Source organism: Mesonia oceanica (genome assembly GCF_902499555.1).
In the GTDB taxonomy this organism is placed as follows: domain Bacteria; phylum Bacteroidota; class Bacteroidia; order Flavobacteriales; family Flavobacteriaceae; genus Mesonia; species Mesonia oceanica.
In genome coordinates this window covers 19770-32943 of sequence record NZ_CABVMM010000021.1, presented here as the reverse complement: position 1 = coordinate 32943, position 13174 = coordinate 19770, and the positions used below count along the sequence as shown (strand labels likewise).

The following is a 13174-nucleotide window of genomic DNA, read 5'->3' as shown; positions in this document are numbered from 1 at the left end:
AAATAATTACCGCATTCATCATCAATATCCTGTTTCCCTGTTATTGATTTTATCCTGCATTTTTCGAAAGGAAATAATCTCCCGGTAACGTTTGGTTTTTACCTTGATATTGGAGACCATTTCCTTCGATTCCATTTCTTTTTGCTTTAGGATTTCAGCGCGGTCGGCGTCACTCATTTTTAGGTAATCACTGGACAATACTTGGTCGATAAAATCCATTGTTTCCAAAGAGTTATCAATGATGCTATTGAAAGATTCAGTAACCCGGCTAATCTCATCGGGTTTGATATAGGGAGAGTTTAAAATGTCTTGAAGGTCATTTTGCATCACATTGATCAGCCGTTGATTGTTTTGTCCTATTTCTTGCACGGCTTTTAATTGCTTCACAACATTATTGACCTTTTCAAGGTTTTCCTTTTGGGTTTTTAGGAATTTTACCGTCTTAACAAGGTTCGAAGTCTGTTTTGCGGATTCTACCAATGATTTTACCAAGCTTACAAAGTTGGTATTATCATATACGGGCATTCCCTGAGCCGTAGCACGGCCGGGCAATATAAAAGTCAATGCTATTGCGAGTGCTACTAAAGTTGTCTTCATAATATTATGTTTTAGAAGTGAATTCTTTTATAGCCGTTTCCATATCTTGGGTCTTTTTATAAATGGCCATTATGGTTTCATTTTCCTTACCGTCGGTCAAGTAAGCGGCATATACTTCTTTTGGAACTTCCAGCCGAAAAATGTTGCTTTCCTTTCCAATTTTGATAAACATTTCAGTATACTTCCTTGAGCCAGAAAGGTTATTCTTAATAGATTTTAATTGGTTCAAATCGTGGATAGAGAGGTTGATCCGTTTGACTAGCTCGTCATAGCCTTTTTCATTGTTCAGGCTATAAATAACCTGTGTATTTTCGAGTATGCTCGCTGAAGTGGAATTGTTCGGAAGTTGATTAATGGATTGAAGAATGATGCCAATCGCACCATTTTGTTTCCGGATGGCCTGATAATAAAACTCCACACTTTCCAATACATTTTCAAACTTCAGTTGCTTGGCAAACTCGTCAAAAAGGATGATGCCCTTTTCTGCGCGGTTTTTCCAAATGGTCCGCTGTATGGCAGACTTGATGAGTTTGAGCATAACTGAAAGGATTTCTTTATTATCCTTTACTTCGTCCAATTCAAATACAATAAGACGTTTATCCTCGATTTTATAAGTTTGGTCTTCACTGACTTCAAAAAGGAAACTATATAGACCATCGCCAACATACTCCGACATTACGTGTAAAAAGCTGGTAATATTGAAGTAGTCAGGATGGATTTTAAGGGTGTCAAGAAGGTCTTTCTGATTGCTATCAATAAAGTTGTAAAAACCATCCAACGAATGATTTTCAGAAACACTATGGTAATAATGGCGTAATATCTTTTTTACGGAAACCGATTGTGCCTTGGTTACCTTTAAATCAGAGGCAAACAGTTCAAAGAGAAATACCGACAAATCTTCAAGGCGTTCTGGTGTCAAGTCATTTGTATCGCTGATGTAAAATGGATTGATGCCCAAATTTTTTCCGCTTTCGTAGCGGAGTACCGTGTACTCATCAGGATAAAGTTTGGCAAATTTGGTATAGGAACCACCCAAATCGATAATGACCAAGCGCACACCACTCTCAAAATATTGGCGCAGAATGTTATTGGCCAAAAAGGATTTCCCTTCGCCAGTCGGAGCGAAAATGGCAAAGTTTCGTGCCTTGATGCGCTTTTTTTGCTCGTCCCAGACATCTTTAAGAACAGGAATGTTATGTTCCCGGTCATTGAAGATGATTCCGGTGGAATCTGATTTGTAATTACTGTTGTTAATGAACAGGCAAAGCGCGTGTTTTAAATCCGTTACATACAAATCGTTATTGGAGAAATTAGAAGAAAAACAGCAGTAGCTGTTCAGAATATAGTTCTTCCGCTCCTCACCCCTGGGGTAATAAGGAATAATGTCCAGTTCCTTAAACTCAGTTTTTATTTTGGAAGCAATTCTATCAAGGCTCCGGGCCTCCCGGTCCCAGAAAATGATGTTTAAGTGTCCGCGTATAATCCGGGCATTGTCATCGGCATTTATCTGATCCAGAATGTGCTGGATTTTTCCAAGAACCACTTTGTTTTGCGAACCGAAATTAGAGCTCTTATTCAGTTCCTCGACTTTCTTATCAAGCAACTTGCGCCACTTGTGTTTGTCATCCAGATACAAGATTTGGTTGACAATATGGTTCTCGTTTAGCGTAAGCCCTAAACCATCAATAAACCCTTGATGAAATACAAAATCGTCAGAAGTGAATTTATCATTGGTTTTGCTACTCTGTACACTTTCGCCAAAGCACAGTTCGCTGTTGATGGCAAGGGCATCAAAATAGTTTTCGCCTATATTGACGTTTTTCTTGTCCAGTATGATATCGGTGTCAAAACCTTCATTGAAGCCATTGAAATATCCCTTGGTTATAGTTTGAATTGAATCCGCATCAAGTGGAAGAAATTTCATTTTCCGACTATTATTAATAAAGGACACTGAATCACTTACGGCGTTTATAAAACGCTGTACATTATCATCCAATTCTTGTATGATACCCTTTGAAACCTTGCGAAAAGGATTGACATATTTAGGATTGTTCAGTGCTTTGTTTTTGGTTAGAGTAAAGAAGAGATAGCATTTATGGTCAATATACTCGCGGCCTTTAAAATGATCGCTTGTGGCCTTTTCTAAAAATGTTCTATTGGGAAGCTGTTCAGCTGTATAGCGCTTTTTAAGATAGACATCCTGCTTGTGAACTACTGTTCCGACAGGTAAAGATTTCAATGCTTGAAACCAGGCACCGTGCATATCTTCAAAATCCTTTTCAGACAATGAATAGATTTCAGGTAGGTTTCCTTTATAGCATAAAACCACATTACCATTGTTGGCAAATAAGATATTGCCCTGAATATCTGCAAGGGGTTGGTAGGTAGAAAGGTTAATCTTATTCATAATCAAGACCGGAATTTCGTTTGTTACTGATGCTTTTTGGAAAGGTTTTCACCATTTGGAATAGCTGCGGATTGCTGGTGATTCGGGTCAGAGCGATATATAAGACTGAATTAAGAACCAATACCCCAATGATTATCCCAAAACTGAACGAGAAGATAATGATCAATAAAGAAGCAATTATGGAAATCATCATCACCGCAAAGAGGGAAATTGGCAATCCAAAAATGACTGCCCTTTTCCTGATGTTTTTATAGACCTCGAACCGTTGCATTATACTACGATTCCAATGAGGTAGGTGAAAATACCCACTACGGCACCTGCAATAAGTACAAAGACAAGCACACGGGTAATCCCTTTTTTTAGATCTGCGTTCTCTCCAAAGAAATGACCAGCGTTAAAAAGAAAGCCGATTAAGAAAATTACCCCAAGTATTATGGGGAAAATAGTTCTAATGGTATTCGAAACATCCTCTACAGAATCTTCAATGCCGCCAATTTGTGCAAAAAGAGAACTTGAGAGAAGCGAAAGACAGGTCGCTAGGTAAAATGATTTTTTCATAACGGAACGGTTTAAATTTTTGATTCGTTTTCGTTATGATAAAAATACATATATTTGTATTTAAATATATGTAAATCAAATAATTATGAATAAAATATTATTTGATTTCATTTGGATTTCGATGCTATTATTTAATATCAAATTCTATGAAATTTGGAAGACAGTTTGTTAATAACTCGAAAAAGGGAAATGAAAAAAGTGCTTAAAAACGTCAGTTTTGTGATTTCCCTCCTGAATATGTGCATCTTTTTTGGGCAGGAAATGACAGCTCAAAAAAGAATAGTGATTGATGTTGGCCACGGCGGAAAAGATTCCGGTACTATCGGAATAAATGGTATTAAAGAAAAAGATGTGGTATTGAATATTGGCTTGGAAATTTTAAGGCTTAACAAGAAGTCAGAAACACCATTGAATATGTACTTAATCCGTTATAGTGACACCCTTATTTCTTTATCGGATAGAACGGAGCTAGCCAAGGCACTGAATGCTGATTTGTTTATTTCGTTGCACTGCAATCATTCTCATAATCCTACTGTAAGAGGGATTGAGGTGTATATTGATACGAACGAATCTAGAAATTCAAAGGAGTCTACTTGGTTTGCCTATCAATTGCAGAACAAAATTAAAAAGCATTTAGGCTTTGAAAGTAGGGGTGTCAAGCTTGCTAATTTTCAGGTGCTACGCGAAACGATTAATTATTTTCCTTCGGTATTGGTAGAATTGGGGTTTTTGAGTAATGGGGATGAGAGTAGTTACTACCAAAGACCTGAATCTTATCAAGTTTTGGCCTTGGTAATATGGGAAAGTTTAATTAGAAAGTATAAAAGCTATGAGAGAGTTGGGGAGTGAGGTAGTTAAGTGTTTAAAGAGAATTTTTATAATAACAATTAAGATTGTCTATAATATAATTATAAAATTATGATCTCTTTTTTTTTTACGAAAAGTGTAATAAATGAATTCCGATTAAAATTTTTTAATATAAAAAATAAAGATATTTTTGAGCGATGTTAGAACCAATATTAAGTCATAATAATAAGCTACACTCTTTTAGTGCAACTTTACGTCAGTATAATGCACTTGAATATTCGAGTAAATTAATGTCATTATTAAACAAAATCTACCCTAAGAAAGATTTTGCTGGCTATACAAAATTTGACTTACATAAGGTTTTTAATGATTTATTTATTAAGTACTATCGGAGCGAAGAAGTTTTGAAATTCAAACTTTTTGAGAAATTAGAAGATAAAAAGAATATTACTGGAGCATTTGAAATACCAGTAGCTGATAGCAGAGTTGATTTTATTACTATAAACGGTAGGACTACTAGTTATGAAATAAAATCTGAATTTGATAATCTGTCCAAGTTAGAGAAACAAGTAAATGATTATTCGAAAGCATTTGAATATAATTATGTTGTTCTAGATATAAAACATAAGAAAAAAGCTGAATGTATTATTCCGAGCTATTTTGGCATTTTAACTTTTCGAAATGATAAAATTTTCCAATCAAGGAAAGCGTCTTTAAATAAAAATATTCAGTCAAAAGTTCAATTGAGTTTATTATCAAAAAAAGAATTACTGCGAGGGTTTTTAACTCATAATGAACAAGATATTCTCTCTTCTTTTGAGCCAAAACAAATCAACAAAATCTTCAAAGAATTATTACATATCAGATATAATAAGCGATGGGAGTTTCTTTTAGATAATCAAGAAAGCATTCTTCCAATTGATTTACAGTTTTTTTTTAAAACAAATGTTAATCCTCACGATATATACTATCATTAATAATTGTTTTTCCTAAAATTCTTCTGCCCGAAGTTTTTGTTGAATACAATGAAGATAATGCTCCATACTTATTCTCTTAAACTTAGCAGCATTTCTTCCATTCTCTTTTCCCGATTCAATTTGATTTAAAGTGTACCATCCCCAGTTATTATTATCTAAATAATTTTGATTGGCAGTTTTCATTCTTGCAACGGATTGTGATCCTAGAACAGCTGGTACAATGGTGGTTTCAAATTCAGCAAGATTAGGTTTAACCTCTCCTTTTTTATGCCCACCATATTTATAACGATATCCAAAAAAAGAATTTTTTGTAGCATCATAAAATATGAATCCAGGACTCTGAACACCTCCTTCAGTAATATTGTCTTTTTTAATTCCCACATAGTCTGAAAAACTATGTCCCCCAAGTTTTTTATGAATAAAAGGTAGGCTATTGTCTATTGTTTCAATTCTCTCTCTGTGTTCTAAGCCAGTCATAGTTGTGGAATCAGGGATTTGATTACGATGAATAATTTTATGAGCATCTATATCTCCCATAGCTTTTTTTATCTCTAAAGCCTCCCAATCATTTTCATCTATTTCATCATTTTCATAATCAACAAATATGTAATCACTTTTTCTAATACATTTTTTTATTTCTTGAATATCTTGTTCATAAGTAGGTATCATAATTCTATAAGCAATTGAAGAAAAATGACTCTTTAAATCATTAGCTTGTTTAAAAATAGAGTCCACTTCACCTGATATTTGTTGATACGTTGATACAACGGGTATGATTTTGTTAGAAAGATGTTTTAATTTCAATAAATAAGCAGTTCGTTTTTCTCTTTTAGTTACAACTCCCGTAAAAAATTTTAAGGATTCGGGCTTCATATTTCTGGTTGTTCGCAGATGAGTTGGTAGGTCAACAAATATCTTCTGAGCTTTAATAGATTTTATCACAGTGGTATAGCAGGATTCAAAAGTTTTACTTTTCGTATTACCAAAAAGCGATACTTGTTTACCAGAGGTAGGTTTCTTTGGTACACGGTCAAACTCCTTTATTATCTCCAAACAAGGGTATATTTGTTTGTCAAACTTAAAAGTTTTCAAAACATTAATTTCTTGTTGTTTACTCCGGAAAACTGGAACATATTTTAATGTAGTATCCATAATTATCTTTTTACTAATCTCTTTTAATTACTTTCGATAAATCAACTTTTAGTTTTAAATTATTTCCAAATGAAAAAGGAACTTTTTTTAAATGTTGCAATTGACCAACTACTATAGCCGGGTGCGTTTTGTATAATCGAGCAATTTTTCTTAAATCCTTTTCAGTAAACTTTTGAGGTAGATTTTCAATAAACTTTGATGGTAATAAAGTTTTCCTAGCAAATTCATTTGCCTCAACTTCTTTTGTACTATCAGTTTCAGAATTATTAGAGTTTTCAATGAAAATATCTTTTTTACCGTGAAGAAGTATATGTCCTGCTTCGTGATAGAATGAAAACCAAAAATGGTCATTTGATTTATATCTATCTGTTAATTGTATCAATGGGATACCACGTACCCATCGAGCAACTCCACTGATGGGTGCTTTAGGAATGTTTGAAGTAAAAACTAGAGCAACTCCAGAAGATGCACATATTTCTATAAGTTTTTCAGCAAAATCGGATGGATGTGATTGAACAATCTCTTTTATTTCGATAAGTGAATCCTTAAAGACTTTTTTATCATATTTATTCAACTTTATATTCATCATTTCTATCTCTCCTATTCTCAAAAAAGTTGCTAAACCGCCCATTGATGTTTTATGAGCATCACTTTTTCTAAAATTAGTTGATAGATATTGATTAATGTATACTGATTCCCATTGGGTTGGTGAGGCTACACCATAAAATTTTAGACACTCATCAACGATTTCAGGGCTATTAGGCTTTGATTTCAGATAACCAAGAGATTTTAGAATCTTAATCGGTTGGATTGCTAACCAATCTTTATACTTTTCGAAATCTTCTTGTTCTTTTAATTTCAATAATTTCTCCCGATAAAGTAATTCTCTTTTAACCCAAAATTGAGCGTCGATTCCTAAGACTTTTTCTAACTGCAAAGCAGTATTTAGTGATATAACTTCCTTACCAGTAATTAAATCATTAACCTTGGGAGGTGTTTTACCTAAACGTTCAGCTAGCTCTACCTGACTCATTCCTAAAAATTCTATTGTTTCGAGGATTGTGTCACCAGGTTTAGACAGCAATTCAATTTCATCTTGTATCTTACTCATAGTAATGTCTTTATTCTAATGATAATCTTCGATTTTTAGTAAACGAATATTATCAACTAATTTTAAATTGATTTCATTAACCCTAATCATTGGAATTGGATGATTCATAATTTCAAAAATCAATCTATGATTCGAGGAAATGTTTACAGCCCATTGTCCTTTCCTATCACCGGATAATGAATGGCAATTTGCAGCAGGTATCTGAATTAATATCGCAAGATTATCTGCTGCTTCCATATCCGCCAATCGACTTCCAACACGCTTTGCATTAGAACCGAAATGGCGCTTGATTTCAGGTGCACTAGATAATTGCTTTCTTAATTTATTATTCTTAAAATCTATATGCATCTAAAAAAGTTATCTTAAAAGGGTAATTTTTTTTACAAATATAAAATAATTATTTAGTTTTCAATGGACAACTAGTTAAATTTAATAAGTTGATTATTAAGGGGTGAGGAATTGACGCCTAATGAAAGTATATTTATCGGTGGCGTTTCATGTTGATTATTTTAAAAGCAGACCATTATTGTTTTTTGATAAACCGCTTTAACATTAAATCCTCTATTTTTCATTTTTCTAATCAACATCGATGATAAATTATAAATATTAAAGTCAACTTATTTTCGTTTATCCCCAGCTCTTCCATCAAAAGCAATCAAATTAAACAGTTCTCGCATCCGGCTACGGATAGGATTCGGTTTCCATAACGTTCTTCCATTTCTTCTGCCTTACAATAACATTTATTGAGGTTTTAACGCCTTATTATTTAGTCTTTTCATAACAATCTGCTTCGGTAAAAAGTTCCAACAAAAATAACTACTGCTAAAGGTGATTTTATTACGGTTGTCGAACTTCATTCGTTTATCAAACATCAATAATTGTAAATCTCTTTCTTTAAACAGATGCTTTGGAGCGGCATCATTGAGCCATGTATTGGTCATTAATAAAGCAAAAGGTTTTTTGAAGTGAAGGGCGCGTTCAAAAATCAAACGCTTATTGGTAAAGGGTGGATTAGAGATAAGAATATCCCAATGCTTAGGCTCGTAGGTGTAAAAATTCTCCCCTTTTGAAATATGGGAATATACCACTGGATTTTGAAGAGATATAAGTTTGACAAACCAACTCTCTTTAGTATCAAAAGGACACCAAATAGTTTTGCCTTGGGGGATGTATTCTAAAATTGGGTGTATACCATACGCCGGGGTATGGCATTCATCGTTTTTCCCTTTGGAATACAATATGTTTCCCGAATCTATCATTCTCGTTTGTCATTACTTTTTTCATCAAAAGCAATCAAATTAAATAATTCACGCATTCGGCTACGAACCCGATTGCCATACCGTTCTTCCAATTCTTCGGCATTGAGGTTTGTGGTGGCGTGGGTCTTGATTTTGTGTTTAGTTTGTAGGTACAGCTCGTATCGAGATAGAAGTACTTCGCCCATTACATTCAAATCCTTTCCGTAGAATCTGCCAGACGGTTCCACGCCTAAATCATCAAAACAGTAAAATTTAGTGTTACCATATTCCTCGACAGTCTTAAAACCCAAATGATTAAAACTGAAAGTTACATTCCGGCAGGGAATCATTTCATAAGGACGTTGTAATGGTACTAAATGACGCAACAATTTCATTAAGCTAGTCTTCCCGCAACCTACAGGACCAGAAAGAAGGATGCCCTTATCTATGTCAATGCCATAAGTCTCACAGTTATCCTTATCCTTGATGAAATAGGAACAGAGCTTCAGCAGAATTTCCTTATCCTCATCATAAATTCTGAATCTTTTACCAAACAAAAGTTTGCTCTTGGCATTCAAGTAAATCAAGATTTTTGGAAAATCGTAGAGTACGCTTTTACCATCAAATTTTCCGAGCGAATATTCTACGCCACCTTCGGTTATTTTAGAGGGGTTGTCCATAATCTTTATTTTTAGTGGTTCGCAAGTTGTCCTTGATTTGGGACGCTTGTTTTTTGTTTGATTTGTTTTCCTCGTAAAATATTTCGGTTCTGTCCATCCAGTTGATGGCTACGGCTCGCCAATCTCGAATTTCCTTTCCATCGCCAGTTTGCCAATTTCTGGTCTGGTAATGCTCAAAGAATTTTTTTGCTTCATCAGCATCAAAACCTTTTTCTTTAAAAAAAATAAATACGGCCTGCCAGCCCTTTGGCTTTTTTATATAGTTTTCCTGTTTGATATTGTTTGTTTCAGATACCAATGCTTGTCCATCTGTGGGACGGTGTAGGTTCACAACCTGTCCATTTTTGGGATGGTGGTGTCCCTCAAGCGGTACACCTCTGGGATGGTACTGTTCCGCAAGTTGTTCTAATATGGGATTGTACTGTCCCACAACTGGTTCATCACTTGTCTCAATAATGGCCATCTTAATTTTACTCCCTTTGTAGGGATTGTTCGATGGAAAGTAAGAGAGATAATTCCAGGAATCTAGGTCAGTAACGCACCGATGGTAGGTGGATTTTGAGCCTATTTTGGCACATCGCATTAAATCCCTTCGGTTTACAAAAAACTCATCTGCAAAACGGCTGCTGTTCCATTCCTGAAACAGGGCCATATACAGACTAATGTGGGTAGGATTCAAACGGTCATCAAAAAAGAACTTTTTAAAAGCCGCATTCAATAGCTTTATATAATTCATCACTTATGAATTTAAATCGTGCTGTACACGATTGGCATCCATAACATTTTGAATCTCTTCCGCATCATAATAAATAATGCCGCCTACTTTGGTATAGGGAAGAGTGCCGTTAATTCGTAAATTTTGAAGTGTTCCTGGGCTTATTTGGAGTAAGTCCATAACTTCAGAGGATTTAAGATACCTCTTAATCTTTCCGGAAGATTGTTTGGTTAGAAGATTTTTAATGTCATCGAGCAATTCCATTTTAAACTCTCGAAGGTCGTCTGTGGTAATAATACTTGTTGGCATAATAGAACGATTTATGGAAAAGCCTCAATAAATTAAATAGTAGGCTTTTACCTGATTTAACTTTCGTTCTACGAATTTGGAGAGTTTTATTGGGTTTTATTCACAAGTCGAACCCAAGTTGGGCGAAGATTTAACATTCTATTATTTAGGGTTTTTTGAGATAATTTAATTGAGTAAAAGCTTATTCCATTATACTAAATGGGCTTAAATCTACTTTTAAAAGAAACACCCAAGTTGGTTCTAACTTGGGTGTTTATTCTGTGAATAACCGCTTTTAATTGGTCTCAAAAAAGGGATTTAAACCCTGCAATTTTATTGCAGCACTTTAGTAATGCGAAAAAATCTATATGCGAGTGTTTGATAACATTTACATAAAGAGTAACAAAATTAGTAGGACTTTAAGTCCTGAGTCAAACAAACCCCTGCACTTCCAGTGCAGGGTGATTTAGTTATCTGCTTCTTTAATTTTTTTCAGGAGGCTTATTTTCAATAAATCTGAAAATCTAGCGCAATCTTCTTTACGACCTCTGATTTCCAAAAAACTCCGGTAATAATTTCCTAAGTCAATCTCAAATATTTTTTCAAAAGCGGTCGCCAAATCCTTAATATCTCCTTTTACAGCACCAGATGCTATTAATGAGTAAATAAGTTCAATTAAATCAATCTTATTTGAGGTCCAGGTAAGACTCAAACTTTCTAATAATTTTTCATTATTGGAAATTTTTCTTGTTGATTTTTTCAAGTCATTTAATTCATTAGTATAGTGGTTTAATAATAGGTCATATGCCAAAATCTTTGCAACAGCATTATCGTGGCTCGTAGAGAATTCAGCATCTGTATAAAAATGGGAAGTGTCGGACAGTAAACCTATGTTATCATTACCGCGTAAAAAATAAAACTCATCTAGAAAGGTGGCATTCTGTCTATAATATTTAATGAACTCACTGTTGTAATAATAATATTCTTGTAGTTTTTTTATTTCTGCATCTAAGTAATTACGCTTTGACTTATCGGTGCCTCTTGGTTTCTGAAGTAGGTACTTGTATAACTTAGCATAAAACTTAAGTTGCCCATAGATAAATGGTTTTTGTTTTTTGAAAAATAAAATTTCATTTTCATTATTAATAAAATTTCTTTTACGTAGTACAACCCTTAGTTGTTGCAAATATTTTCGAGATATTTTAATCCCCTTTTCGACATTTGAAAATTCACTCAGGTTTTTATCGTTAACATCATCAAGAGCCAACTTACATTCATCAAGTATATGTTGTATTTCATTTGTCACTGAATTTTTGAATTTATTAAATTAAACCTTTATGATTTGCTCAATTTTAGATTTCACATTTGATGACATAATAAAAGAGCTTTTGATCAGCGAAATAGAGTATCAACTAGAATTTGAATATTCGCAATTGTTCTAAAATTGAAATGAACCTATACACTTTCGACAGTCATTTAACTAAATAATTAAGAAAACCTGAAGAACCTTATTAACACGCTATTGGCTGAAACGATTACTGATCATTTAGTTTTTCGTATACACTTTAGATATTATTTCACCACTGGTTTTACTTAATTCGTTTATTTCAGTAAGTCTGGTAATTAATTTTTTTGCGTGCTCCTTCGCTCTTTTTGAAACTTCATCTGATAGGTTACCCGCCTTTAAAGAAGAACTATAGAGGAAAGTTGGAGGCAAGTAATTCATTTGAGACCCATAAGCCGTTTGCTCTATGTTTTTAATAAATTCGGATATGTCACGATGATGTTTTCCCACTAATTTATATTCTTTTTCGCCTGCGCCAACAGTAGAGCTCAATATGAAATTTTTATCTTTTAATTTATCGCCTTTTGAGCCATAAGCAAACTGATATTCAAATACCTCCTCAAACCAAATTTTTAAGATTGCAGGAATATTCAGCCAATAAAATGGACATTGAAAAACAATGGTTTGATGCCGTAACAAAGCTTCTTGTTCGGCCTTCACGTCGATTTTATAATCAGGATAGAGGCTATGAATGTCTCGAATTTCCAATTCCAGGTTGCTTTTTTTTAATTCATTGATAATTGTGCTATTTGCAACAGATTTATCAAAATTTGGATGTGCTAAAATGACTAATATCATACTATAAAAAGTTTAGCTACAAAATTATTAATAGTTACCTATCTTTACAATAACTATCAAAATAGATAGGTCTAAAATTATTGATTATGAATTATGTAAAGCATAAAGAAAAACTTTATCCTTGCCCGGTTAGTTTCGCAATGGATTTGGTTGGTGGAAAATGGAAAGCAGTTATATTGTATTATCTAAAGGACGGTAAAAAAAGATATAATGAGCTCCATAAAGAAATGCATACCGTAACTGAAATGACATTGAGTTTACAATTAAAAAAGTTGGCGAAAGATGGTTTAATAACTAGAAAAGTTTATGGGAAAAAACCCCCAATAAAAGTAGTCTATGACCTAACGGAGTTTGGTAAAACCCTCATCCCTGTTTTGCAAGCTTTGAATGAATGGGGTAAACAGGTTACTGTTGAAAAAGGAGAGTTTATTAACAAGTGACGAGAGTTTCACGAATGCTTTTAAGAATAAGATACTGAAATTTACAATCTGGCTGATGCTT

16 protein-coding genes and 1 pseudogene are annotated in these 13174 nt (G+C 33.9%); 3 read left to right on the top strand and 14 right to left on the bottom strand.

Going from position 1 to position 13174, the window contains the following annotated elements; translation table 11 throughout:
• Positions 1–21: 21 nt before the first annotated feature.
• The 4 genes from FVB9532_RS18480 to FVB9532_RS18465 are packed head-to-tail and all read right to left on the bottom strand — an operon-like array spanning position 22 to position 3562.
• Positions 22–597 carry a conjugal transfer protein gene (locus FVB9532_RS18480; RefSeq protein ID WP_150546662.1) on the bottom strand — a complete coding sequence of 192 codons (576 nt, stop codon included), beginning with the start codon at positions 595–597 and terminating at the stop codon, positions 22–24.
• Positions 598–601: 4 nt separating this feature from the next.
• Positions 602–3004, bottom strand: a complete 2403-nt coding sequence (locus FVB9532_RS18475) for a TraG family conjugative transposon ATPase (protein ID WP_150546661.1) — start codon at positions 3002–3004, stop codon at positions 602–604.
• Positions 2997–3275: a hypothetical protein gene (locus tag FVB9532_RS18470; RefSeq protein ID WP_150546660.1), complete on the bottom strand. Its 279-nt coding sequence runs from the start codon at positions 3273–3275 to the stop codon at positions 2997–2999. Before FVB9532_RS18470 ends, FVB9532_RS18475 begins: the two co-directional genes overlap by 8 nt.
• Entirely contained in the window at positions 3275–3562 is a 288-nt protein-coding gene (locus tag FVB9532_RS18465) for a hypothetical protein (protein WP_150546659.1), read from the bottom strand. The genes FVB9532_RS18470 and FVB9532_RS18465 overlap by 1 nt, the downstream gene beginning before the upstream one ends.
• A 189-nt stretch (positions 3563–3751) precedes the next feature.
• On the opposite strand from FVB9532_RS18465, the gene FVB9532_RS18460 reads away from it, so the two are divergent.
• Both FVB9532_RS18460 and FVB9532_RS18455 read left to right on the top strand, forming a co-directional pair.
• The gene (locus FVB9532_RS18460) at positions 3752–4411 is read left to right on the top strand and encodes an N-acetylmuramoyl-L-alanine amidase family protein (RefSeq protein WP_150546658.1); all 660 of its coding nucleotides are present in this window, start codon (positions 3752–3754) and stop codon (positions 4409–4411) included.
• Between the two features lie 155 nt (positions 4412–4566).
• Complete coding sequence (locus FVB9532_RS18455; RefSeq protein ID WP_150546657.1) at positions 4567–5346, top strand: sce7726 family protein; 780 nt, start codon at positions 4567–4569, stop codon at positions 5344–5346.
• Positions 5347–5358: 12 nt separating this feature from the next.
• On the opposite strand, the gene FVB9532_RS18450 is transcribed toward FVB9532_RS18455, so the two are convergent.
• The 10 genes and pseudogenes from FVB9532_RS18450 to FVB9532_RS18405 form a co-directional block, all read right to left on the bottom strand.
• Positions 5359–6498, bottom strand: coding sequence for a beta family protein (locus FVB9532_RS18450; protein ID WP_150546656.1), 1140 nt, complete (start codon positions 6496–6498; stop codon positions 5359–5361).
• A 13-nt stretch (positions 6499–6511) separates the two neighbouring features.
• Positions 6512–7609, bottom strand: a complete 1098-nt coding sequence (locus tag FVB9532_RS18445) for an ImmA/IrrE family metallo-endopeptidase (RefSeq protein WP_150546655.1) — start codon at positions 7607–7609, stop codon at positions 6512–6514.
• Between the two features lie 15 nt (positions 7610–7624).
• Complete coding sequence (locus tag FVB9532_RS18440) at positions 7625–7957, bottom strand: type II toxin-antitoxin system RelE/ParE family toxin (RefSeq protein WP_150546654.1); 333 nt, start codon at positions 7955–7957, stop codon at positions 7625–7627.
• A gap of 269 nt (positions 7958–8226) precedes the next feature.
• Positions 8227–8336: pseudogene (locus tag FVB9532_RS19800) on the bottom strand (ATPase); the annotation flags it as partial.
• 13 nt (positions 8337–8349) lie between these two features.
• Positions 8350–8868 carry a tRNA (adenine-N(6)-)-methyltransferase gene (locus FVB9532_RS18430; RefSeq protein WP_150546653.1) on the bottom strand — a complete coding sequence of 173 codons (519 nt, stop codon included), beginning with the start codon at positions 8866–8868 and terminating at the stop codon, positions 8350–8352.
• Positions 8865–9527: an ATPase gene (locus FVB9532_RS18425; RefSeq protein WP_150546652.1), complete on the bottom strand. Its 663-nt coding sequence runs from the start codon at positions 9525–9527 to the stop codon at positions 8865–8867. Before FVB9532_RS18425 ends, FVB9532_RS18430 begins: the two co-directional genes overlap by 4 nt.
• Positions 9511–10263, bottom strand: coding sequence for a hypothetical protein (locus tag FVB9532_RS18420; RefSeq protein ID WP_150546651.1), 753 nt, complete (start codon positions 10261–10263; stop codon positions 9511–9513). The genes FVB9532_RS18425 and FVB9532_RS18420 overlap by 17 nt, the downstream gene beginning before the upstream one ends.
• A gap of 3 nt (positions 10264–10266) precedes the next feature.
• Complete coding sequence (locus FVB9532_RS18415; protein ID WP_150546650.1) at positions 10267–10551, bottom strand: helix-turn-helix domain-containing protein; 285 nt, start codon at positions 10549–10551, stop codon at positions 10267–10269.
• Between the two features lie 445 nt (positions 10552–10996).
• Positions 10997–11836, bottom strand: coding sequence for an RteC domain-containing protein (locus FVB9532_RS18410; protein ID WP_150546649.1), 840 nt, complete (start codon positions 11834–11836; stop codon positions 10997–10999).
• Between the two features lie 240 nt (positions 11837–12076).
• A complete protein-coding gene (locus FVB9532_RS18405) occupies positions 12077–12673 on the bottom strand; it encodes an NAD(P)H-dependent oxidoreductase (protein WP_150546648.1) in 597 nt (198 codons plus the stop codon).
• A gap of 86 nt (positions 12674–12759) precedes the next feature.
• On the opposite strand from FVB9532_RS18405, the gene FVB9532_RS18400 reads away from it, so the two are divergent.
• The gene (locus FVB9532_RS18400; protein ID WP_150546647.1) at positions 12760–13113 is read left to right on the top strand and encodes a winged helix-turn-helix transcriptional regulator; all 354 of its coding nucleotides are present in this window, start codon (positions 12760–12762) and stop codon (positions 13111–13113) included.
• Positions 13114–13174 lie beyond the last annotated feature (61 nt).